The organism is Paenalcaligenes sp., assembly GCF_030152715.1.
GTDB classification, from domain to species: Bacteria; Pseudomonadota; Gammaproteobacteria; order Burkholderiales; family Burkholderiaceae_B; genus Paenalcaligenes; species Paenalcaligenes hermetiae.
In genome coordinates this window covers 39,047-60,843 of the sequence record NZ_JASLIX010000066.1, presented here as the reverse complement: position 1 = coordinate 60,843, position 21,797 = coordinate 39,047, and the positions used below count along the sequence as shown (strand labels likewise).

Sequence of the window (21,797 nt, the reverse complement as noted above, 5' to 3'; positions counted from 1 at the left end):
AGCGTCGATGTTTTCGGCTCCCATGCCCCAAGCAACGCGTTTTGGTGTACCAAATAAGTTAGCGAGCACCGGCATTTTGGCTGGCTGGCCGAGATGAATGGGGTTTTCAAACAACAATGCTGGGCCTTCGGCGCGTAAAACACGGTCCCCTATTTCCGTCATTTCTAAATGGGTGGAAATCGGGTGATGGATGCGTTTTAGTTCACCGGCTTGCTCAAGCTGAGCCAGGAAGTCTCTGAGGTCTCGGTATTTCACAGGGGTATAGGGCTCCAGTTTAACTCTAAGTCCAATAACGGTATGATCAGTTTAATTCATTTTATAGGAACAAGGGTATGGTCACAGCCAATACCTCATGGTTAGTGCGTGGTTTTAAGGGGCTGCATTCGCGCTTGGGCGAGTTTATCCACCTCTGTGCTATTTATTTAGGGATCGCCGTTTTAGTAACGTTGGCGGCAGGGGCAGTGGTGCCATCAATGCGAGAGCAAGCCAAGCAAATTTATCAAGTGGTGATGGAGGCTTTGCGCCCTGAAGTGATGAGTAATGATCACTATGCAACGTTAGGTTGGTTTGGGCGTCAGTCAGGTGAGGGCTATTCTATAGAAGAGGGCGACGAGCCCCTGGTCAGCCGCCCATCTCCTTCGGCCTATTTGGGTTTTGCACAGACACTACAGCAAAGCAGTACAAACTTTACAATCAGTGGGGTGTCTCGCACACAGCTGAATGCTTTGCGCAGTTATCTTTCTCGTAAGTATAAGCTAGCTAATCAGGTGACTTCGGCCTTGATTCACTTGGCGTATGTGAATGGCAGGGAAAAAGACCTGGATCCGCTACTGATTTTAGCGGTGATTGCGATTGAGTCGTCTTATAACCCTTTTGTAGAGAGCCATGCTGGCGCGCAAGGGCTAATGCAGGTAATGACCCGGGTGCATCAGGATAAGCTCGATATGTACAGTGAGGGTAATTTGGCTGTGTTTAGCCCCGAAGCCAATATTCGAGCAGGCACCCAGATTTTGTATGACTGTAGAAAGCGTCGGGGGTCGATAACCGGTGCTTTGGCTTGTTATGTGGGAGCCACAGGGCCTAGCGATGGTGGATACGGCGCACGGGTATTAGCCGAGCGCCGTCGTATAGCCTTGGCGTCAGGGATCCCGATTAAAGATTAGGCTAAAAAGCGGCGCATACGCTCGACAGCTTCTTCCAGTCGTTCCAGAGAGGTGGAATACGAAAACCGTAACATTTTTTTGGCATACGCAGGGCCAAAATCCAAGCCCGGTACCGCTGCAACGTGGGCTTCGTGCAAGAGACGATGAGAAAAATCATCACTGTCTTGGCTATGCTGGCTAATATCCGCATAAATATAAAATGCCCCGTCTGGCGTAACGGGCACCTGAATCCCCATGGCAGCAAAAGCAGGTAATAAAAAATCACGGCGCGCTTTAAAAGCCAGACGGCGTTGCTCGTAAATAGCCATGGCCTCGGGCTCAAAACAGGCTAAGGCCGCATGCTGGGCTAAGGCAGGAGCACAAATCGCTAAGCTTGCGGCGATTTTCTCTATGGCTGGGCGGATTTCAGTGGGCACAATCAACCAGCCTAGGCGCCAGCCTGTCATATGGAAATACTTAGAAAAACTATTGATAACAATCAGGCTTGGGTCTAAGCAGAGTGCGCTTTGTGGCTTGTCCTCGTAGTAAAGCCCTAAGTAGATTTCATCCATGATGATAAAACCATCTCGGGCTTTTACGGCTTGGATCAGTTCAGCAAGATCTTTAGGGTCTATGGTGGCGCCAGTCGGGTTGCTGGGAGATGCTATCAACACCCCACGTGTTTTTTCTGTCCAGTGTTGTTCAATATCGGCTGCGGTCAACTGAAAACGGTTTTCGGCCGTGCTGGGTATTAAGCGTGGGATACCACCAGCAGCCAGAATAAAGTTTTGGTTTGCAGGGTAGGAGGGGTCAGGCATGAGCACCTCATCGCCGGGGTTAACCAGCGCTAAGGCGGCTAAGTTCAATGCACCGGAAGCACCGGCTGTGACAAGGATTTGTTCCGGTTGAACAGAAGCATTAAAATGATCGCGATAATAATCACACAAGGCTGCCTTAAGCTCATCGGTGCCAGAGGGAGGGGTGTACTGAGCTTGGCCTGCCGCTGCCGCGCGTTGTAGGGCTTCAACCACAGTGGGGGGAGCGGTGAAATCCGGCTCTCCGATTCCCAAGCTAATAATATCTTTACCTTGGGCAATTAGGGTATTGGCTTCTTTAAAAAGCTCTACAGCATGAAAAGGCACAGCCAGCTCTGTGCGATGGGCAAGGCGGGGCATAACAGTCTCGTTGTAATAAATGCGAAAAAAGGAAAGCAGAGGCATGGAAAATCCATCAAGACGTGCATTTTTAGGGGGCAAAGTCCCTGAGCTCAGTCCATGGGATCAGTTTTTATTGCAGTTGCACCGTAAGGTACAAGGCACCGTACATCCTTTGGAAGCAGAAAGCTCACAAGCATTGCTTACAGTGGCAGTTATTGCGGATTTACATCATGCTCGTCAATTATGCCATGCCTTTGGGGTAAAGCTCTACGTTTTGGGGATACCTTACTGTGCCGAGGACTTGGTCGACCCCGTTTTGTGGGTAGATGTGGGGCAGCTTAATCAATTGCTGCTTGTAGACAAGGAAAAAAACCAATGGTTTATGCAGGCTGGTGTGACCATGGCACAGTTAAAAGCGGCGGGCTTTAGTCAGCTCGCGGACCTGCCCGATACGCTAAATGTGGCCTGTTGGTTAGCGCAGCCACAGTATCATCCCTATGCGCCGCAACAGGTACAAAAAAGCGGTTTGGTGCATGCTTCATTATTAATGGCTGATGGCACAGTAAGTAGTCTAGGGGCTTTTGGCACACAAAATACCAAGCCTCTGAACACACCCACCCTAAGGCAATTGGTGCCACAGTTGTTTCAGCTAAGCCAGTCCGAGGCGATGCAGCAGTTACTCATGTTGCCTAATTGGGGGGCACAGTATCGACTGGATGCTCTGGTAACTGAGCCCGTGAATCTTGCTTATTTACTTTTAGGCCACGGTGGGCATTTAGGTGTATTGGAGTGGGTGGTCATACAACAGTCGGAGCTACGTGTACCACCGCCCTTAAAGAGCCCTCCGCTTAGCGCCACCCTGCAGATTTTAGCCCAGGAGCTTGATGCTGCCGTACGTGCGGCTTTTGATCCTGACGCGTTGTTTTCATACTAAAAACCTATCATGGCGCCCTCTGGTGTCTTACAGGTAGGTAGCGATGTTGTAGTGCAGCATGTCTTTAGGGGCGGCTGCGAGTAGAATAAGTCTTTAATCGTTTTTGTAACAATCCCCATTCACTCTTTGTAGGGTAGTTGTCACCATGGATGAGAATCTTCGTAAAGCCGCGCTGGAATATCACGAACAAGGGCGCCCCGGTAAATTATCTGTTACGCCCACAAAACAGTTAGCCAACCAACGCGACTTAGCACTGGCTTATTCGCCTGGGGTGGCGGCTGCTTGTGAGGAAATTGTGGCTGACCCACAAAATGCTTATCGCTACACCGGTAGGGGTAATTTAGTGGGCGTGATTACTAACGGCACTGCTGTGTTGGGCTTAGGCAATATCGGTGCTTTAGCCTCTAAGCCCGTGATGGAAGGTAAAGCGGTTCTGTTTAAAAACTTTGCGGGTATAGATGTTTTTGATATTGAAATTAATGAAACCGACCCCGATAAGTTAGTGGATATTATTGCTGGGCTCGAGCCTACATTTGGTGGAATTAACCTCGAGGATATCAAAGCGCCAGAGTGTTTCGAGGTGGAGCGCAAGCTGCGTGAACGTATGAATATCCCTGTTTTCCATGATGACCAGCATGGCACGGCGATTTGTGTGGCGGCGGCTTTTTTAAATGGCTTATCTGTTGTTAAAAAAGACCTGAAAAAAGTTAAAGTCGTGGTATCAGGGGCGGGAGCAGCGGCTTTGGCATGCTTGGATCTGATGGTGGATTTAGGCCTGCCCGTGGAAAACATTTGGTTAACTGATATTGAAGGTGTAGTTTACCAAGGGCGTACAGTGCTGATGGATGAAAAAAAGCAGCAGTATGCTCAGTCAACAGAGGCGCGTACATTAGCCGAGGTTATTCCTGATGCCGATGTGTTCTTAGGCCTGTCTGCTGGGGGGGTATTAAAACCCGAAATGGTGGCACAAATGGCACCGCGCCCGTTGATTCTAGCGCTGGCCAATCCCACCCCAGAAATTTTACCCGAGGTCGCACACGCTGTACGTGATGATGTGGTGATGGCGACCGGACGTTCCGATTACCCTAACCAAGTCAATAATGTGCTTTGCTTCCCGTATATTTTCCGTGGTGCTTTAGATATTGGCGCGACGACTATTACACGGGGCATGGAAAAAGCTGCAGTACATGCTATTTGTCAATTAGCTCGTGAAGAGCAAGACGAGCTAGTCGCCGCTGCTTATGGGTTAGACAATATGGAGTTTGGGCCCAACTACTTCATACCTAAACCTTTTGATTCTCGTTTGATTTCTCGTATTGCCCCTGCCGTAGCCCAAGCGGGTATGTTAGAAGGGGTGGCTACCCGCCCGATTAATGATTTCAGCAGTTATATCTATCAGTTGCAGCAGTTTATGTATCGCTCGGGCGCGTTCATGAAGCCAATTTATGGTATTGCCAAAGGCTTGGTTAAAGACGGCGCTAAAGCACGAATTGTTTACGCCGAAGGCGAGGACGAGCGTGTACTGAGAGCAGTCCAAGTGGTGGTGGACGAGAAGCTTGCTAAACCCATTTTGGTGGGGCGACCATCTGTGATCGAGCAGCGTATTGCACGTTATGGTTTGCGCTTACGTCCTGGGGTAGACATTGAAATTACCAATCCAGAACAAGACGAGCGCTTTGATACGTACTGGAAAGCTTACTGGGAGCTACGTTGTCGTGATGGTGTCACACGAGAAATGGCACGAGTGGAAATGCGTAGGCGCTTTACGTTAATTGGCGCTATGATGCTGTACTTGGGCGAGGCCGATGGCATGATTTGTGGTACGGTGGGCACCTATGCGAATCATTTGCGGTATGTGGACGAGGTCATAGGTCAAGCTCCAGGGGCAAAGACTTATGGGGCGATGAACATTTTGCTGCTAGGAGAGCGTACGGTAGCGATTGCAGACACCCATGTCAATGACAACCCTTCTGCTGAGCAGATAGCCGAAATCACCATTGCTTCAGCACAGCGTATGAAAGCACTCAGTATTGAGCCTAAAGCAGCTTTGCTTTCCCGCTCTAATTTTGGCACGGAGCTAACACCCTCTAGTCAGAAAATGCGCGAAGCCTTGCACTTGATCCGTAACCAAGCGCCAGATTTAGAGGTGGATGGGGAGATGCACGGGGATTGTGCCTTAGATGAGGAAATGCGTAAAAGCATCTTGCCGCAAACAACACTCACAGGTTCGGCTAATCTGTTGGTTTGTCCCAACGTGGATGCTGCAAATATTGCCTACAATCTGCTTAAAACAGACCGGGGCGGTAATGTAGCGATAGGTCCGTTTTTGCTGGGGGCAAATGCACCGGTCTCGATTTTGACCGCGACCTCTTCTGTACGCCGTATTATTAATATGACTGCTTTAACCGTTCTTGAGGCCAACGCCAAAGCCAATGCATAGTGTTTAACTTGCGGCTAGGTGTGATCAGAAAGCAGCATTTTGCTTAGGCAGGCGTGGTAATTTTTTACTATGCTTGCCTAAGTCTATCTAAATGGATTAAAAAGCCTCTTTTAATCGTAGTGACATCATTTTTATAGCAGGATTTACACCACCATGATTGGAATCAATCGTATCCACACTATTCAGGAGGCCTGGTAATGAGCCAAGCGACACTGCAAGCTTTACTGCAGAATGGCGGTCTCATTGAGGCTACCGAGTCCCAACAAGAGGGCATTTTTGCTTTGGCACAAGCAGCGGAAATAACCGCTTTGACAGTCGAGTGTGATCGCGCTCGCAGTCGTTCAGCTGTTTTACGCGCAATTGTAAAAGCCGTGGATTTCCCCGAGTTTTTTGGCAATGACTTAGACGCATTGTACGACTGCTTATGTGACACCGTAATGGATCAAAAAACCGGTCTGTATTTGTGGTTTAACAAGCTTCATACGGGGGATCCCTCGTTGGCCGAGGACGCGCAAGCTATTTTAAGTGTTTGCAACGATGTATCGGATTTTGCCAGCACCAAAGATCGCTATTTTGCTTATACGGTGATTCATGCCGGAAAGCATCCTGACCCTGATCCTGGCGTTGCGCCCACGCCTTATTCTGGTAGTGCGGATGATAACTAATCCGTCCACCCTAGCTGGCCGCGAATAGCGCCAACCAGGGCAATTGCAGCGGTTTCGGTGCGCAATACACGTGACCCAAACCGCATCCCCATAGCGCCGGCTTCGAGCGCTATTTCTTTTTCCTCTTCAGACCACCCACCTTCAGGTCCGATTAGTAATACCCAATGATGCGTATTGCTTTGCGCAGCTTGCTTGAGCACCGTAGGAAAGTCGTCTTTGGCATCTGGGTCACAAAAAATAAATTGTGCCTTTGTGCTGTGTTGCTGTATGAGTTGGGGCAGGGTGAGCACCGGATGGACTGGCATGATTTGATTGCGCCCGCACTGCTCACTTGCCGCTTGAGCGATGCGTTGCCAGTGCTGTAGGCGTTTTTCTTGGCGCTCTCCTACGAGTTTTAACGTGCTGTAGCGAGCGGCGATAGGAAATAGTTGTGCAACCCCCATTTCTACGGCTTTTTCGCAAATCCAGTCCATTTTGTCACCCGTGGCGAGACCTTGAGCAACACTGATCGCCCAAGGTAGCTCCCGTTCAATGGCATGATGTGCTCCTATATGGGCGTAGACAAGCTTGCCCTCATATTCGAGGGTGGCATGATATTCACCACCTTGGCCATTAAATAGAACTACAGGGCTTTGGTCAGTTAAGCGCAAAACGCGTTGCATATAATGCGCGAGCTCTTTGGGAAGAAGAATACGTGCTTGGCTTTGTAAAGAATCGGCATAGAAAAAGCGAGGTAAGCTCATAAGTTGTACAAAAACAAAGTAAATGCGTTAAATTAGAGGGCAAATTGTCTGTGCAGAGCAGGGCGGCGCTTTGAGCTGCGCAATAATGGTAAAATCTAACCTTTAGAATTTCTGATTGACTAAATAGGTGCATAGCGACTTTGCTAGCCCTTGTGAGCATATCCCATGGATCTTCCTCCTTCCACCGCAAAAACGATGGCTAATGCGATTCGTGCGTTAGCTATGGACGCTGTTCAACGTGCCAAATCCGGACACCCCGGCGCCCCTATGGGCATGGCTGATATTGCCGAAGTTTTATGGAATCGGCATTTAAAACATAACCCGTCTAATCCTGCTTGGTTAGACCGTGACCGTTTTGTCTTGTCCAATGGTCATGGGTCGATGCTGATTTATGCCTTATTACATTTAACCGGCTACGACTTGTCAATTGAGGAGTTAAAGAACTTCCGTCAGTTGCACTCTAAAACCCCAGGCCACCCAGAGGTCGGTTATACCGCCGGTGTGGAAACCACGACTGGCCCCCTAGGGCAGGGGGTGACTAATGCTGTGGGGATGGCTTTAGCCGAAGCCATGTTAGCCAAAGAGTTTAACCGCCCCAATCACAACATCATTGACCATTTTACCTATGTTTTTCTTGGTGATGGCTGTTTGATGGAGGGGATTTCACACGAAGCGTGTTCTCTTGCTGGCACACTGAAGCTATCTAAGCTCATTGCCCTTTATGATGACAATGGTATTTCCATTGATGGTCAAGTACAGCCTTGGTTTAACGATAACACGCCTGAGCGATTCCGCAGCTATGGTTGGAACGTGATTCCTGCTGTTGATGGACATGATCCTGAGGCCGTAAATGCCGCGATTATTCAAGCGAAGCAGTTTGCGGCTGAAAACAAAGGCCCGACTCTGATTTGTTGTCGCACTGTCATTGGTAAAGGCTCCCCGAATCTAGCCGGCTCTGAAAAATCGCATGGTGCTCCATTAGGTGATGAGGAAATTGCCCTGACTCGCCAAGCGATCGATTGGCCTTATGCCCCTTTTGAGATTCCCGCTGATGTTTACGAGCTGTGGGATGCTAAAGCTCGTGGGGCGCAACTTGAGTCCGCCTGGAACGAGGCCTTTGCCCAATACGAGGCGGCTTATCCAGAGTTAGCAGTCGAACTGCGTCGCCGTATGGCCGGGGAACTTCCTGCTGACTTTGCAGAAAAAGCGCAGGCCTTTATTACTGAGACCACTAAGCAAGCGCAAACCGTGGCCACACGCAAAGCATCCCAATTAGCGATTACCGCTTTGGTGGATGTTGTGCCCGAGATGATTGGGGGGTCGGCCGACTTAACTGGCTCTAACCTAACGAATTGGCCAGGGGTGACGCCCTTACGTGTCGGGGCCGATGGCTTGCAGTTTGGGCGTCATATTAACTACGGCGTACGCGAGTTTGGTATGGCCGCCATTATGAATGGTATGGCGCTGCATGGGGGGTATATTCCTTTCGGTGGAACCTTCCTGACTTTTTCGGATTATTCTCGCAATGCGATTCGTATGGCGGCGTTGATGAAGCAACGCGTGATTCATGTCTTTACACATGATTCTATTGGCTTAGGCGAAGATGGTCCAACCCATCAGTCGGTAGAGCACGCTACCAGTCTGCGTTTAATCCCGAATCTGCATGTTTGGCGTCCTTGTGATACGACAGAAACGGCCGTGGCTTGGGTGCAAGCGTTAACACGCCCTCAAAGTGTGGGGATGGATGTCAAAGACGGGGGGCCGAGCGCATTACTGCTCTCACGTCAAAACCTACCTTTTATTGAGCGTGATGAGCAAACCGTCGCCGCGATAGCTCGAGGCGGTTATGTGTTACGTGATGTGGAGAACCCACAGGCCATTATTATTGCCACCGGCTCCGAGGTTGAAATCGCACTGGCAGCGCAAAAGCAACTAGCGGATAAGGGTATCGCTGTGCGAGTGGTATCGATGCCATGTACGAATGTATTCGATGAGCAGCCGGCCGAGTGGCGTGATCAGGTGTTATTGCCAGGGGTTCCTCGGGTAGCTATAGAGGCTGGCTCGACTATGGGTTGGTATAAATATGTGGGCCTAGACGGTGCCGTTATTGGGTTAGATACGTATGGCGAATCCGCGCCTGCAGGACAGTTGTTTGAGCATTTTGGAATTACCGCGGCTAAGCTTGTTGAGGCCGTAGAAAACGTTTTATAAAGGAGATGTATCCATGACCATTCGTGTCGCGATTAACGGTTACGGTCGTATTGGCCGCATGACATTACGAGCTCACTACGAATACGGTAAAAAACACGGTATTGAGATTGTGGCAGTGAACGCTCCCGGCCAAGACGTCGTTGCACGTCACCTCACCCGTTATGATTCCGTACACGGGCGTTTTAACGCCGACGTGGAGCTATCCGAGGATAATCAGTACTTGATCGTTAATGGCGATCGTATTCGTTTGCTTTCTGAGCGTGACCCTGCCAAGCTGCCTTGGGGGGATTTGAAGGTGGACGTGGTGCTGGATTGTACGGGGCGTTTTACCACTAAGGAAGCCGCTAGTGCGCACTTACAAGCAGGAGCGAAAAAAGTATTGATTTCTGCTCCTGGTGGCAAAGATGTGGATGCCACTGTGGTTTACGGTGTTAACCACGATATCTTAAAGGCCACTGACACGGTGGTGTCGAACGCTTCTTGCACCACAAACTGTTTAGCACCCTTGGTGCAGCCTTTACACCAAGAGCTAGGGGTGGTCAATGGTTTAATGACGACTATTCATGCTTACACCAACGATCAGGTGTTAATTGATGTGGCGCACAAAGACTTACGTCGTGCTCGTGCTGCAGCAGAAAGCATTATTCCCACGAAAACCGGTGCCGCAGCGGCTGTGGGCTTGGTTCTACCCGAGTTAAACGGAAAGCTAGACGGTTTTGCTGTGCGCGTACCTACGGTTAACGTTTCGATGGTAGATCTGACTTTTGTGTCTAGCCGCCCGACAACGGTCGAAGAAGTAAACGGTATTTTGAAAAATGCCGCAGAAGGACGCTTAAAAGGCGTATTGGCTTATTGTGATGAGCCTTTGGTCTCGATTGATCATAATCACAGCACAGCATCCAGTATTGTGGACTCATTGCTGACAAAGGTTTCAGGCAGCTTGGTTAAGGTCTCGGCATGGTATGACAACGAATGGGCATTCTCTGTGCGTATGTTGGATACTACCGCAGCGATGATGGCAGCTAAATAATCGTTTTTAATTGTTAGGCGGGGTTTGACCCCCGCCTTTATTTCGTCTAGACAAAATGAGCATGACTACACATATCACAACATTGGCGGAGCTGGCGGCTGCAGGGCAGCTAAAAGGTAAGCGCGTATTTATCCGTTCCGATATGAACGTTCCATTAAGTAATGGGGAAATCACAGAGGATACGCGTATTAAAGCGTCGTTGCCGGCGATTCGAATGGCTTTGGATGCTGGTGCTGCCGTTATGGTGACCTCGCATTTAGGGCGTCCTAAAGAGGGGGTGGTAGCACCAGAGGATTCTCTTGCGCCGGTAGCAGAGCGTCTATCACGCATGTTGGCTTTGCCTGTGCCCTTGCGTCGTGATTGGGTCGATGGAGTAGAGGTTGCACCAGGGCAGGTTGTGATGTTGGAAAACTGCCGCTGTAATGTTGGTGAAAAAGCGAACGACCCAGAGTTGTCGAAAAAGATGGCGGCATTATGTGATGTCTATGTGAACGATGCTTTTGGAACCGCACATCGGGCTCAAGCCTCTACAGAGGGTATTGCTCGTTTTGCGCCAGTGGCTTGTGCCGGGCCATTGCTAGCGGCAGAGCTAGAAGCATTAGGGCGTACACTAAAAGAGCCCGCACGTCCTTTGGTTGCGATTGTAGGAGGAGCCAAAGTTTCGACAAAGCTTTCTATTTTGCGTGCTTTAGCCGATAAGGTTGATCAGCTCATTGTGGGTGGTGGTATTGCGAATACATTTATGGCAGCACAAGGCTTAGCCATTGGAAAATCGTTAGCGGAAACGGACCAAATCGGTGAGGCCAACGAGGTACTACAGCATATGGCAGAGCGTGGTGCTGCAGTGCCAATACCTGTTGACGTGGTTTGTGCAAAAACCTTTTCTACCGATGCCACAGCAACGATAAAACCAGCAGACAACGTGGCAGAGGACGATATGATTTTAGATATTGGTCCTGAATCAGCACACCAGCTAGCTGATATTTTGCGTAATGCTGGGACTATTGTGTGGAATGGCCCAGTTGGGGTGTTTGAATTTCCCGCTTTTGCTAGTGGTACTCGTACCATTGCTAATGCGATTGCGGATTCGCAGGCCTTTTCGATTGCTGGGGGTGGCGATACATTAGCGGCAATCGCCAAATTTGGTATTGCAGATAAAGTTGGTTATATTTCGACCGGCGGCGGCGCTTTCTTAGAGTTTTTAGAGGGTAAGAAACTTCCCGCTGTGGCCGTTTTAGAAGAACGCGCTCAAGACTAAAGGCAGCATTAATGCTAAAAAAGCAGCCGTTAGGCTGCTTTTTTAATGGGTACTAGTCAGCAGTCGTGACCAAATACGTGGATAATAAAACCCCAAGACAACGGCGCGCACCACCACATAAACAATAAAAGCGCTCCAGAGGCCGGTATTGCCGTAGGGGATAATCCACCATGTGCCCAAGCCAATTAGACAGGCCAAAGCCACCAACGTGGAATTGCGCATGGCTTGGCTATAGGTCACACCAATAAAAATTCCATCCAGTTGAAAAGCAGCAAAAGAGCAGGCGATATAAAGGGCAGCTAAAAAGACATGTTCACTTGCTACCTGTTGTACAACCGGGTCTTTGGTGAGCCATGGAATAAAGTGGTTGCCAAATAAAAAAATGAGTAGTGCCAAACAACAAGCGGTAGCAGCGGCCAGAATAGAAGAGCGCTGTATGGCGAGCTCAAACTGTTTTTGATTGCGCTGTCCATAGGCTTTGCCTACCAGCATTTCAGCGACATTGGCATAACCATCGAGAAAAAATGCAGATAGGGAAACAAACTGTAGCAAGATATGGTTTGCAGCGAGAGTGTGATCACCAAACTGAGCTCCTTGCTTAGCAAACCAAGCAAAGCCAGTAATTAATGCCAAGGTGCGAATCATAATGTCGCTGTTGACTCGAAACAATGCTACGAGGCGAATACGGTCAAAAATGCGTTGGCGTAGTTGCCATAGGCGTTGTTGTGGGTGGCTAATCTCCATTTTTTGAATGACTAGCCAAAGAGCGAACAGCCAGGCCACCCATTCTGCGAGTACGGTACCGAGTGCGATCCCGGCTACACCTAAATCCATGCCAACCACAAAAATCACATTTAGGATCAGGTTAAGACCATTTAAAAGGAGTTGTACCCATAGCAGCTGTTGTGTCCAGCCCATGCCAATTAAAATACCGAGCAGCGCAAAGGTCATCAGTGTGGCTGGTGCACCCCAAATACGGATATAAAAATAATCGCGAACACGAGCATTTACATCGTTACTGGCTTTAAGTAAATAGGTGGCAGTTTGTTCTATGGGAATTTGTAATAGGATAAGTGCAACGCCAATACTGAGGCCCAGTAAGAGCGTACGAAAAAGCAAGGCGTGCAGCTCTTGCTTATCTTTGGCGCCTAGGGCTTGTGCAACAAAGCCGGTGGTACCCATGCGTAAAAAACCAAACCCCCAGTAAACAAAGCTAAAAATCAAAGCGGCTAGAGCGATGGCACCCAAGTCTGCTGCAGAGCCTGTTTGACCAATGACCGCTGTATCAATTAAGCCCAATAAGGGCACAGCGGCATTAGCCAGAATAATAGGAAGCGCTAGACGGAAAAGCTCAGAGTAGGAAAGACGAGACATACGTTAAGCGTCTGGGGACAGGGAAGCTAAAAGCGTCGTGTATCCTTCTAGCGTATTGGGGTAATGAAATAAAAAACCACTGTTAAGTAAGCGCTGATTAGAAAAATGCTTACTTTGGTAGGGAATGCTTGGATCTAGAATAGGCATTGGGGCCTGAATGTGCTTAGCTATATGGGAATATAATTGACGTGCGGGTAGCGGGGTGCTATCGGTTGCTACATAACAAGGCAAAGGTGTATCTAGCGTTAAAAGGTGCGAGCAGACACGTGCCGCATCTTCACTATGGATACGGTTAGCATAGTTATCCATAGCTGGGTTGATGCGCAGCTGCTGTTGGCGTAAGCGCTCAAAAATACGATAACGCCCCGGCCCATAGATACCGCTAAAGCGAACCACACAGAGCTTATCGCCTAATTCCTGCTGTAGCCACTGCTCAGCCTTTAAAAGAGACTCCCCATTAAACGCTGCTGGACGGAGCATGGAGTACTCGTCTTGAGGTACAGCGTCGGCACCGTAAACCGCTGTAGAGGAAATGAAAATAAAACGGGTTAAGGTATTTAGGTTGATGTGCTGTAACAGGTTTTCTAGGCCTTGCTGGTAAATAGCCGTATAGCTTTGCTCCGTGCGATGTGCAGGAGTGGGGCTATAAACCAGATGTGTATAAGGGGCGTTGAGTACACGTAGCGAGTCTGCTTGGGTCACATCGGCAAGCAGGCTTTGTTGAAAACCTTGCGCAGCCGAGTGTCGACGTAGCGCTGTGGTTTTCCAGTCAGCGTTTAATTGAGATACGCTTTTTTGAGCCAAATCACCGGCTCCAATCCAAAGTAATGATTTCATGATGATGCTCAAAAAGAAAAAGCAAAACCCACATCATAACGTAGTTAATTTTTGTTGCAGCCTGCTTCACAGCAGTAAGAGCAAGCTCGGTGTAGAATAGAGCCTAACTGATTAAAATTACACGCTTTTTGATTAGGATAACTATGAGCTCTATGCGTTTACACCGCCAACATCCCGATCAGTTGATTGTGGGGTTGGTTTCTATTTCTGATCGTGCTGCCACCGGACAATACGAGGATCAGGGTATTCCTGCGTTAAAAGACTGGCTTGATAAGGCGGTTGTGCAGCCCTCTCAGTATGTTACGCGTTTGGTAGCCGATGAGCCTCAAGCTATTTCTAATGCTTTAATCGAACTGGTAGATGAGGTCGGTTGTGACTTGGTGTTGACTACAGGGGGCACAGGCCCAGCGCGGCGAGATGTGACTCCAGAGGCGACGTTAGCCGTAGCGACCAAAGAAATGCCTGGCTTTGGCGAGCAAATGCGTCAAATTAGCTTGCGATTTGTTCCTACTGCGATTTTATCACGCCAGGTGGCGGTGATTCGTGAGACAGATTCACATGCAGCACTGATTATCAATTTGCCAGGGCAGCCTAAAGCCATTGCTGAAACCCTAGAGGGTTTAAAAGACGAAGCAGGCCAATCGATCGTGCCCGGTATTTTTGCCGCCGTTCCCTATTGTATTGATTTAATTGGTGGGCCCTATATTGAAACCCACGAGCATGTTGTGAAAGCTTTCCGGCCTAAATCAGCGCGCCGTCAGCCCACGGCTTAAATCAAGCAAGCAAAAAACGGCATTCCCCATTAAAATGACAGTATTCATTATTTGTTTATCTAGGAGATTTCATCATGGCTTTGGTTTCCATGCGTCAGTTGCTGGATCATGCGGCTGAAAATGGTTACGGCATTCCGGCATTTAACGTTAATAACCTAGAACAGGTTCAGGCCATTATGGAAGCCGCCCATGAAACAGATAGCCCTGTTATCATGCAAGCTTCTGCGGGTGCACGTAAATATGCAGGCGAAGGCTTTTTAAAACATCTGATTCAAGCTGCGGTAGAAAGCTATCCACATATTCCTGTGGTGATGCACCAGGACCACGGGCAGTCTCCTGCCGTATGTCAGGGGGCGATAGACCTTGGTTTTTCCAGTGTCATGATGGATGGCTCACTCAAAGAGGATGGCAAAACCGTTGCCGATTTCGAGTACAACGTGGATGTGACGCGTCGGGTTGTTGAAATGGCACATAAGCTCGGTGTTACGGTAGAGGGTGAGCTGGGTTGTTTAGGCTCACTAGAAACCATGCAGGGTGACAAAGAAGACGGGCATGGTTTCGAGGGCACTTTAACACGAGAGCAGTTGCTCACCAGCCCCGAAGAGGCCGCTGAATTTGTGCGCCGGACGCAGCTTGATGCATTAGCGATTGCGATTGGCACTAGCCATGGGGCGTATAAATTTACACGTGAGCCAACGGGTGATATTTTAGCGATTGATCGGGTTAAAGAAATCCATGCGCGCATTCCTAATACTCACTTAGTCATGCATGGTAGCTCCAGCGTACCTCAGGAACTCTTAGCGGAAATCCGCGAGTTCGGTGGCGATATGAAAGAAACTTACGGGGTTCCCGTCGAGGAAATCCAAGAAGCCATTAAATATGGTGTACGCAAAGTTAACATTGATACAGATATTCGCTTGGCAATGACAGCGGCTGTGCGTCGTTTCTTAGTAGAGCATCCATCTAAATTTGACCCTCGCGAGTTCCTAAAGCCCGCACGCGAAGCTGCTAAAGCCATTTGTATTGCGCGTTACCAGCAGTTTGGGGCGGCAGGTAATGCTTCCAAAATTAAACCCATTCCTTTATCCGAAATGGCAGCAAAATACGCAGCAGGCGAGCTTGCTCAACGTGTTGAATAATTAACCATGGTTATGGCGGTGTAATACACCGCCCTTTGTTTTATAGGATATATCGTGCCAGCTCTATATCAAAGCACGCTAAAATCGTTGCCTTTACTTGGCCGCGGCAAAGTCCGTGATATGTATGCCGTGGGCGACGACAAATTACTCATTGTTGCATCCGATCGCTTGTCCGCTTTTGATGTGATTCTTGATGACCCCATTCCCGGAAAGGGGGCCGTGTTAACGCATCTTACCGAATTCTGGTTACAGAAACTGGCATCAATTGTGCCGAATCATGCTACCGGTATTGATCCGTTAACCGTAGTAAGCCCTGAAGAACAACCACTAGTCAAAGACCGCGCGATGGTCGTTAAACGCTTACGCCCTATTATGGTGGAATGCGTGGCGCGTGGTTATGTGGTGGGCTCAGGCTGGGAGGAATACCAAAAAACAGGCGCGATCTGTGGTATTGCATTACCAGCGGGTTTACAACAAGCCCAAAAATTAGCGCAACCTATTTTTACCCCCGCCGCAAAAGCGGAAGTGGGTGAGCACGATGTCAACGTAAGCTTTGATTATGTGGTTGACCAACTAGGGCAAGCGCTTGCAGAAAAGCTGCGTGATACGACCTTGGCTCTTTATCAAGCAGCGGCGGATTATGCTGCGACCAAAGGCATTATTATTGCCGATACGAAATTTGAGTTTGGTCTAGATGAGCAGGGGCAACTTCATTTGATGGACGAGGTCTTAACTCCTGATTCTTCCCGCTTTTGGGATGCTAGCACTTATCAGGTGGGGAGCAACCCGCCATCTTTTGATAAGCAGTTTGTACGTGATTGGTTAGCGGCTCAGGATTGGGATAAAACGGCGCCGGCACCACGTTTGCCGCAGACGGTGATTGAGCAAACGGCAGCTAAATACGCTGAAGCCGTTACACGGCTAGGAGCATAATACGCATGACAGAAGTAAAAGTAGGTATTGTGATGGGGTCCTCATCGGATTGGCCGGTGATGCAACATGCGGCGCAGGTTTTGAGTGATTTTGGCATACCTTTTGAAGCCAAGGTGGTGTCAGCGCATCGTATGCCAGTAGATATGGTGGAATACGGTCAGCAGGCCTCGGCTAAAGGTTACCATGCCATTATTGCTGGGGCAGGGGGGGCAGCGCATCTCCCGGGCATGTTAGCAGCTCTGACAGAGGTCCCCGTATTCGGTGTGCCGGTACCGTCGCGTTATCTCAAAGGCGAGGATTCGCTTTTGTCTATTGTGCAAATGCCTAAAGGCGTGCCGGTGGCAACGTTTGCCATTGGCGAGGCCGGCGCGGCGAATGCTGCTTTGCATGTGGTCGCGAATTTGGCGGTGCATGATGCGGCGCTTAAAACCAAACTAAAAGCCTTTCGGGCACAGCAAACTGAAAATGCGCGTGCTATGCATCTACCTGCTGTTGAAGCGAATTAGTTATGTCAAATGTAGAAACCATTTTACCCAGCCAGTGGCTAGGCATGGTCGGCGGTGGGCAGCTAGCACGCATGTTTTGTTATGCCGCTCAACGCATGGGATATAAAGTCGCTATTTTAGACCCAGATCATTTTAGTCCCGCAGGAGCCGTGGCGGATAAACATATTTGTGCTGCCTATGATGATACGGCTGCTTTGCAGCAGTTAGCAGAGCTTTGCCCAGCTATTACAACAGAGTTTGAGAACGTACCTGCCCAAAGTTTGAACCGTCTGGCTGAGCACAGTCGGGTGACCCCAAGCGGCGAGGCGGTTTCTGTGGTGCAGGACCGTATTCGAGAAAAGCAATTTATTAGCAAAGCGGGTGTGCCGGTGGTACCACATTGTGTGGTCCATAGTATGGAAGATTTGTTGAAAGCCGATGCCGCATTGTTTCCGGGCATATTAAAAGCAGCACGCTTTGGTTATGACGGTAAAGGCCAAGCTCGCGTACAAACAAAAGAGCAAGCCTTAGAGGCTTTTGCAAATTTCGGTCAGGTTGCTTGTGTGCTGGAATCCTTACAGCCTCTAGAGGACGAAATCTCTGTTGTTGTGGCGCGTAGCTTAGATGGAAAAACCGCAATTTATACACCGTCGCATAACCAACATCGAGATGGGATTTTGGCAGTATCAACCGCAGCAAATCCTTGTCGCTTGACCCCTTATCATGAGCAAGCCAAAACTGCTGCCATCGCTATTGCCGAATCCCTAAATTACTATGGCGTGTTGTGTGTGGAGTTTTTTGTTTTGGCTGATGGCACATTATTAGCCAATGAAATTGCTCCACGCCCACATAATAGTGGACACTTTACGATAGAAGCCTGTTTAAGTAGCCAGTTTGAACAACAGGTGCGCGTGATGGCGGGCTTGCCTTTAGGCTCCCCTCAAGATCTACAGCTGTCTAAGATGTTCAACTTGTTAGGGGATCTTTGGTTTGATGAGCACGGTCATCACCAGGAGCCTAACTGGAGTGCGTTATTAGCGCTGCCAGGGGTATATTTGCACTTGTATGGCAAGAATGAAGCCCGAAAAGGGCGCAAAATGGGTCATGTCACACTCTTGGCGCCCAATGCGAAACAGCTACAGGCAAAAGCGCTCCAAGTGGCTGAAATTCTAGGCTTTGATTGGTATGAGTAAGCAGTTAGACGCATTGGTTCATGATGCGGCACAGCGCTTAGCCAAAGGCCAGTTGGTCGCCTTTCCGACAGAAACGGTCTATGGGTTGGGGGCGGATGCCTCTAACCCCCAGGCGGTTCGCGCGATTTTTTCTGCCAAAGGGCGTCCGGCTGATCATCCAGTGATTGTGCATGTGGCTGTGGATGCAGATATCACGCCTTGGGTGGCATCGATTCCAGAGGAAGCCACGAAACTGATGCAGGCTTTTTGGCCTGGGCCTTTAACTTTGATTTTACCTAAAGCCAAGGCAGTAAACGCGTTAGTCACAGGGGGGCAGGATACCATTGGGATACGTTGTCCCTCGCACCCAGTGGCACAGGCACTATTAAAAGCTTTTGCGCAGATTACCGCGAACCCATCGGCGGGGGTCGCAGCGCCCTCGGCGAATCGTTTTGGGCAGGTGTCACCGACAAAAGCACAGCATGTGCGTGATGAGTTTCCTGATCTGGACCCTGATACGCTATTTATTTTAGCGGGGGGGGATGCGGATGTTGGCATTGAGTCCACAATTGTTGATGTATCGCGTGTGGCTGAGGGGATAGCGCCTGTGGTGCTGCGCCCAGGTCATATTACGGCACAACAGATTGCTCGTGTTTTACAGCAGGACTTAGGGCAAAAAAGTACGCCGAATACACCACGTGTATCTGGATCGCTTAAGGCGCATTATGCGCCACGCACGCCATTATATTTGGTCTCGGCAGAGCAGATAGAGCAGCTAGCGGCGCCTAATAGTGTAGCGGTTGTGATCGATGCATCGCCGCCGTCTGTAGTGCCGTGTTATCAAGCCCCTGCAGTACCAGAGCATTTTGCAAGTCAACTCTATAGTATGTTACGTCAGTTGGATCAGCAGGGATATAGTGCGATTTATGTACAGCAGCCGCCTCACAATGAGGCTTGGGAGGCGGTAAATGATCGCTTAGCTCGTGCGGCAGCGGCGTTCAGCTAAAAAGTCTTGTACCGCTTTAGTCACGGCTTCGGGCGCGTCAATATAAGGGGTATGGCGACAGTGCTCCAGCACGCATAACGTGGTTTGCTGGGGCAGGTGGCGTTGAATAATGTGGATCTGATCCAAAGAAGCATACTCATCTTCGGTGCCTTGGATGGCTAAAATAGGGCAGCGAATAGTCTGAATATCACGCTCTATATTCCATGTTTTTTGGTAGCTCTCGTCACCCCAAACTGTTGCCCAGCCCCAAAAGGCTGAGTCCACATCCGCGTGATAACGAGCAAGACGTTGTTTTAAATCTCCGTGCTGGTACCAATGAATTGCTTTTTGTACGGATTGGGTGCTTTGTGCCTCGATGTAAATATGCGGTGCTAAAACGATAATGTCTTGGGCAAGGCTGTTGGGCAGAGCGGCGTATAACAAAGCAATGGTGCCACCATCACTATGACCAAAAAGACTAAAAGGTTGGTCAATGCCTAAGGCTTGGAGCAAAGCGGGTAGAGCCTGTTGTGCTTCGATGTGCAGATAATCGCCTTGCCAAATTTCGTCGCTAGGGCGAGGGCTACTGTTGCCATAGGCGTAACGGGAATAGACTAAGCCCCTATAGCCAAGGACATGGCAGAGCTGATCGGGCCAATGCTGCCAATGGGCAACAGAGCCCAGACCCTCATGTAAAAAAATCATTAAAGGTGCGGCAGGATCTTGGACTCCTACCCATTGGTATTCAATATTTCTGTCTCTACCATTCCAGTGTAAGCGAATGGTTTGTGTGGTTTTCATCATGATGGTTTTTTAATAAAAAAGCGACTGAAAAGCAGTCGCTTATTGAACCAGAATCAATGCGCTTAGCTCAAATGCGCATTCAGGCATTTGCTTAACTCGAACATACTGATTTGATCTTTGCCAAAAATGGGCTTGAGTTTTGCATCGGCATTAATATTACGGCGATTTTCTGGGGCCTGTAAATCATGCTTTTTGATGTATTCCCACATTTTTTTTGTTACTTCGGTACGAGGTAACGGTTTTTTGCCTACGATCTCGGCTAGCTCTGCGCTTGGGGTCATGGGTTTCATGAAACCGCTATTAGCCGTTTTTTTGGTGGTTTTAGCCGTTTTAGTGGATTTTGCCGCTGTGGTTTTGGTGGCTTTTGCCATGGCTTGCTCCTATAAGAAAGTCGCAGATGATAATTAGGCGGGTTGTCAGCCTTATGAAAACATAGCATGCTATGGCTATTTAATCTTCGCTGACAGGAATTATTCCTCCATTTCTTTATTTTATCCATAGAAACCGTACGAATGACACCACAAACACCTTTATTAACAGAACTTCACAGCTTGCTGCCAGAGCTTCGAGCAATACGGCAGCAAATTCATGCTTTTCCAGAGCTAGGGTTTGAGGAGCACCAAACGGCGGCATTGGTAACACAGTTTTTGCAAGATCATGATATAGATGTGACAACAGGTATTGGAAAAACAGGTGTGGTCGGTGTTTTGCGCGGGCTAGGTCCGGATAATGGACGTTGGGTAGGGTTAAGAGCCGATATGGATGCACTACCTATTCAAGAGCGTACAGGGTTAAGCTACCAGTCAACTGTGGCCGGTAAAATGCATGCTTGTGGGCATGATGGGCATACAGCGATTTTATTGGCGACAGCGGCGTATCTCGCTAAACACCGAGATTTTTCTGGCACAGTATGTTTTATTTTTCAGCCCGCTGAAGAAGGTTTAGGGGGTGCCCAAGCTATGATTGAGGATGGCTTGTTTGAGCGCTTTCCTTGTGATGCGATTTTTGCGTTACATAATTGGCCTAGCTTGCCCCCTGGGTATATTGGCGTCAATGAGGGGGCGATGATGGCTGCAGCAGATAGTTTTGAGATAACTATCACTGGACATGGGGGCCATGGGGCGCACCCCTATCAGGCCAAAGACCCCTTGGTTGCTGCTGCGCATTTAGTGACGGCTTTGCAAAGCATTGTGGCACGTAATATACATCCCTTTGACTCCGCTGTGCTCACGGTGTCAGCTATGCAGGCAGGAGATTTGTCGGCATATAGTGTCATACCTGATACGGCGCACCTGAGTGGGACGGTACGTACGTTTTCTGAGGCCGTGCAACAACATGTTCAGCAGCGCATGCAGCAAGTGTGTGATGGGGTGGCGGCGATGTTTGGGGTACAGGTAGCACTGCGTTATATGCCGTTATTTCCAGCCACGATTAACACACCACATTATGCGAGGTTAGTGGCACAGGTTGCCACAGAGTTATTTGGGGCGGCGCAGGTGGATGACCAGTTGACTCCATCGATGGGGGCTGAGGATTTTGCGTTTATGTTGCGTCAGTGCCCGGGGGCATACTTTCGTTTGGGGCAGGGGGGCGCAGAGCAAGGGCGGGTGTTGCATAATGCCCAGTTTGATTTTAATGATGCGGTGATTCCGCACGGTGCTGCGATGTTTATACGGATAGCGCAGCAGTTTCTAGCAACAACAGATTCTCTATAG

Annotated in this window: 20 protein-coding genes and 1 pseudogene; 14 read left to right on the top strand and 7 right to left on the bottom strand. The window is 49.2% G+C overall.

Annotation, left to right across the window (positions count from 1 at the left end; all coding sequences use genetic code 11):
• Positions 1 to 255 (bottom strand): annotated as a pseudogene (locus tag Q1V74_RS05650) (UbiD family decarboxylase domain-containing protein); the annotation flags it as partial.
• Positions 256 to 332: 77 nt separating this feature from the next.
• Between Q1V74_RS05650 and Q1V74_RS05645 the strand changes: the two are divergent.
• Complete coding sequence (locus Q1V74_RS05645; RefSeq protein ID WP_300647427.1) at positions 333 to 1,163, top strand: transglycosylase SLT domain-containing protein; 831 nt, start codon at positions 333 to 335, stop codon at positions 1,161 to 1,163.
• Here Q1V74_RS05645 and Q1V74_RS05640 read toward each other — a convergent pair.
• Positions 1,160 to 2,317, bottom strand: coding sequence for a pyridoxal phosphate-dependent aminotransferase (locus Q1V74_RS05640; RefSeq protein WP_300647436.1), 1,158 nt, complete (start codon positions 2,315 to 2,317; stop codon positions 1,160 to 1,162). The genes Q1V74_RS05645 and Q1V74_RS05640 overlap by 4 nt on opposite strands.
• A gap of 43 nt (positions 2,318 to 2,360) precedes the next feature.
• On the opposite strand from Q1V74_RS05640, the gene Q1V74_RS05635 reads away from it, so the two are divergent.
• The 3 genes from Q1V74_RS05635 (at position 2,361) to Q1V74_RS05625 (ending at position 6,338) form a co-directional block, all read left to right on the top strand.
• A complete protein-coding gene (locus Q1V74_RS05635) occupies positions 2,361 to 3,233 on the top strand; it encodes a hypothetical protein (RefSeq protein ID WP_300647426.1) in 873 nt (290 codons plus the stop codon).
• A gap of 145 nt (positions 3,234 to 3,378) precedes the next feature.
• Positions 3,379 to 5,673, top strand: a complete 2,295-nt coding sequence (locus tag Q1V74_RS05630) for an NADP-dependent malic enzyme (RefSeq protein WP_300647425.1) — start codon at positions 3,379 to 3,381, stop codon at positions 5,671 to 5,673.
• A gap of 197 nt (positions 5,674 to 5,870) precedes the next feature.
• On the top strand, positions 5,871 to 6,338 hold the full coding sequence (locus Q1V74_RS05625; protein WP_300647424.1) for a barstar family protein: 468 nt from the start codon (positions 5,871 to 5,873) through the stop codon (positions 6,336 to 6,338).
• Here the strand turns inward: Q1V74_RS05625 and Q1V74_RS05620 are convergent.
• Positions 6,335 to 7,081: a 16S rRNA (uracil(1498)-N(3))-methyltransferase gene (locus tag Q1V74_RS05620; RefSeq protein WP_260649297.1), complete on the bottom strand. Its 747-nt coding sequence runs from the start codon at positions 7,079 to 7,081 to the stop codon at positions 6,335 to 6,337. The two genes, Q1V74_RS05625 and Q1V74_RS05620, sit on opposite strands and share 4 nt — an antisense overlap.
• Before the next feature lie 165 nt (positions 7,082 to 7,246).
• Here Q1V74_RS05620 and tkt point away from each other — a divergent pair, with 165 nt between their 5' ends.
• From tkt to Q1V74_RS05605, 3 genes are all read left to right on the top strand, one after another.
• Positions 7,247 to 9,292 (top strand): transketolase, encoded by a 2,046-nt coding sequence (tkt, locus tag Q1V74_RS05615; RefSeq protein WP_300647423.1) that lies wholly within the window; start codon positions 7,247 to 7,249, stop codon positions 9,290 to 9,292.
• A 13-nt stretch (positions 9,293 to 9,305) separates the two neighbouring features.
• A complete protein-coding gene (gene gap, locus Q1V74_RS05610; protein WP_260649295.1) occupies positions 9,306 to 10,322 on the top strand; it encodes a type I glyceraldehyde-3-phosphate dehydrogenase in 1,017 nt (338 codons plus the stop codon).
• Between the two features lie 61 nt (positions 10,323 to 10,383).
• Positions 10,384 to 11,580, top strand: coding sequence for a phosphoglycerate kinase (locus Q1V74_RS05605; RefSeq protein ID WP_300647435.1), 1,197 nt, complete (start codon positions 10,384 to 10,386; stop codon positions 11,578 to 11,580).
• Positions 11,581 to 11,622: 42 nt separating this feature from the next.
• On the opposite strand, the gene Q1V74_RS05600 is transcribed toward Q1V74_RS05605, so the two are convergent.
• Together Q1V74_RS05600 and Q1V74_RS05595 are read right to left on the bottom strand one after the other, a co-directional pair.
• The gene (locus tag Q1V74_RS05600) at positions 11,623 to 12,954 is read right to left on the bottom strand and encodes an MATE family efflux transporter (protein WP_300647421.1); all 1,332 of its coding nucleotides are present in this window, start codon (positions 12,952 to 12,954) and stop codon (positions 11,623 to 11,625) included.
• A gap of 3 nt (positions 12,955 to 12,957) precedes the next feature.
• Complete coding sequence (locus tag Q1V74_RS05595) at positions 12,958 to 13,791, bottom strand: NAD-dependent epimerase/dehydratase family protein (RefSeq protein WP_300647420.1); 834 nt, start codon at positions 13,789 to 13,791, stop codon at positions 12,958 to 12,960.
• Positions 13,792 to 13,943: 152 nt separating this feature from the next.
• Between Q1V74_RS05595 and mog the strand changes: the two genes are divergently transcribed.
• The 6 genes from mog (at position 13,944) to Q1V74_RS05565 (ending at position 19,299) form a co-directional block, all read left to right on the top strand.
• On the top strand, positions 13,944 to 14,564 hold the full coding sequence (gene mog / locus Q1V74_RS05590) for a molybdopterin adenylyltransferase (protein WP_300647434.1): 621 nt from the start codon (positions 13,944 to 13,946) through the stop codon (positions 14,562 to 14,564).
• Between the two features lie 74 nt (positions 14,565 to 14,638).
• Complete coding sequence (gene fba / locus Q1V74_RS05585; RefSeq protein WP_260649291.1) at positions 14,639 to 15,703, top strand: class II fructose-bisphosphate aldolase; 1,065 nt, start codon at positions 14,639 to 14,641, stop codon at positions 15,701 to 15,703.
• 51 nt (positions 15,704 to 15,754) lie between these two features.
• Entirely contained in the window at positions 15,755 to 16,636 is an 882-nt protein-coding gene (locus Q1V74_RS05580; protein ID WP_300647433.1) for a phosphoribosylaminoimidazolesuccinocarboxamide synthase, read from the top strand.
• Between the two features lie 5 nt (positions 16,637 to 16,641).
• Positions 16,642 to 17,142 carry a 5-(carboxyamino)imidazole ribonucleotide mutase gene (gene purE / locus Q1V74_RS05575; RefSeq protein ID WP_260649290.1) on the top strand — a complete coding sequence of 167 codons (501 nt, stop codon included), beginning with the start codon at positions 16,642 to 16,644 and terminating at the stop codon, positions 17,140 to 17,142.
• Positions 17,143 to 17,144: 2 nt separating this feature from the next.
• Positions 17,145 to 18,314 (top strand): 5-(carboxyamino)imidazole ribonucleotide synthase, encoded by a 1,170-nt coding sequence (locus Q1V74_RS05570; RefSeq protein WP_300647419.1) that lies wholly within the window; start codon positions 17,145 to 17,147, stop codon positions 18,312 to 18,314.
• Positions 18,307 to 19,299: an L-threonylcarbamoyladenylate synthase gene (locus Q1V74_RS05565; RefSeq protein ID WP_300647417.1), complete on the top strand. Its 993-nt coding sequence runs from the start codon at positions 18,307 to 18,309 to the stop codon at positions 19,297 to 19,299. Before Q1V74_RS05570 ends, Q1V74_RS05565 begins: the two co-directional genes overlap by 8 nt.
• On the opposite strand, the gene Q1V74_RS05560 is transcribed toward Q1V74_RS05565, so the two are convergent.
• Positions 19,270 to 20,082, bottom strand: coding sequence for an alpha/beta hydrolase (locus Q1V74_RS05560; RefSeq protein WP_300647416.1), 813 nt, complete (start codon positions 20,080 to 20,082; stop codon positions 19,270 to 19,272). The two genes, Q1V74_RS05565 and Q1V74_RS05560, sit on opposite strands and share 30 nt — an antisense overlap.
• Positions 20,083 to 20,144: 62 nt before the next feature.
• Positions 20,145 to 20,453, bottom strand: a complete 309-nt coding sequence (locus Q1V74_RS05555) for an SWIB/MDM2 domain-containing protein (RefSeq protein WP_300647415.1) — start codon at positions 20,451 to 20,453, stop codon at positions 20,145 to 20,147.
• A gap of 141 nt (positions 20,454 to 20,594) precedes the next feature.
• Between Q1V74_RS05555 and Q1V74_RS05550 the strand changes: the two genes are divergently transcribed.
• A complete protein-coding gene (locus Q1V74_RS05550; protein WP_300647414.1) occupies positions 20,595 to 21,797 on the top strand; it encodes a M20 aminoacylase family protein in 1,203 nt (400 codons plus the stop codon).

Excerpts from the sequence above, each read along its gene's own strand:
- Q1V74_RS05605 (WP_300647435.1), top strand. The coding sequence starts at position 10,384 with ATGACTACACATATCACAACATTGGCGGAGCTGGCGGCTGCAGGGCAG.
- Q1V74_RS05600 (WP_300647421.1), bottom strand. The coding sequence starts at position 12,954 with ATGTCTCGTCTTTCCTACTCTGAGCTTTTCCGTCTAGCGCTTCCTATT.
- Q1V74_RS05630 (WP_300647425.1), top strand. The coding sequence starts at position 3,379 with ATGGATGAGAATCTTCGTAAAGCCGCGCTGGAATATCACGAACAAGGG.
- Q1V74_RS05555 (WP_300647415.1), bottom strand. The coding sequence starts at position 20,453 with ATGGCAAAAGCCACCAAAACCACAGCGGCAAAATCCACTAAAACGGCT.
- Q1V74_RS05635 (WP_300647426.1), top strand. The coding sequence starts at position 2,361 with ATGGAAAATCCATCAAGACGTGCATTTTTAGGGGGCAAAGTCCCTGAG.
- Q1V74_RS05645 (WP_300647427.1), top strand. The coding sequence starts at position 333 with ATGGTCACAGCCAATACCTCATGGTTAGTGCGTGGTTTTAAGGGGCTG.
- Q1V74_RS05570 (WP_300647419.1), top strand. The coding sequence starts at position 17,145 with ATGTCAAATGTAGAAACCATTTTACCCAGCCAGTGGCTAGGCATGGTC.
- tkt (WP_300647423.1), top strand. The coding sequence starts at position 7,247 with ATGGATCTTCCTCCTTCCACCGCAAAAACGATGGCTAATGCGATTCGT.
- Q1V74_RS05625 (WP_300647424.1), top strand. The coding sequence starts at position 5,871 with ATGAGCCAAGCGACACTGCAAGCTTTACTGCAGAATGGCGGTCTCATT.
- gap (WP_260649295.1), top strand. The coding sequence starts at position 9,306 with ATGACCATTCGTGTCGCGATTAACGGTTACGGTCGTATTGGCCGCATG.
- Q1V74_RS05640 (WP_300647436.1), bottom strand. The coding sequence starts at position 2,317 with ATGCCCCGCCTTGCCCATCGCACAGAGCTGGCTGTGCCTTTTCATGCT.
- Q1V74_RS05560 (WP_300647416.1), bottom strand. The coding sequence starts at position 20,082 with ATGATGAAAACCACACAAACCATTCGCTTACACTGGAATGGTAGAGAC.
- purE (WP_260649290.1), top strand. The coding sequence starts at position 16,642 with ATGACAGAAGTAAAAGTAGGTATTGTGATGGGGTCCTCATCGGATTGG.
- fba (WP_260649291.1), top strand. The coding sequence starts at position 14,639 with ATGGCTTTGGTTTCCATGCGTCAGTTGCTGGATCATGCGGCTGAAAAT.
- Q1V74_RS05565 (WP_300647417.1), top strand. The coding sequence starts at position 18,307 with ATGAGTAAGCAGTTAGACGCATTGGTTCATGATGCGGCACAGCGCTTA.
- Q1V74_RS05595 (WP_300647420.1), bottom strand. The coding sequence starts at position 13,791 with ATGAAATCATTACTTTGGATTGGAGCCGGTGATTTGGCTCAAAAAAGC.
- Q1V74_RS05620 (WP_260649297.1), bottom strand. The coding sequence starts at position 7,081 with ATGAGCTTACCTCGCTTTTTCTATGCCGATTCTTTACAAAGCCAAGCA.
- Q1V74_RS05550 (WP_300647414.1), top strand. The coding sequence starts at position 20,595 with ATGACACCACAAACACCTTTATTAACAGAACTTCACAGCTTGCTGCCA.
- mog (WP_300647434.1), top strand. The coding sequence starts at position 13,944 with ATGCGTTTACACCGCCAACATCCCGATCAGTTGATTGTGGGGTTGGTT.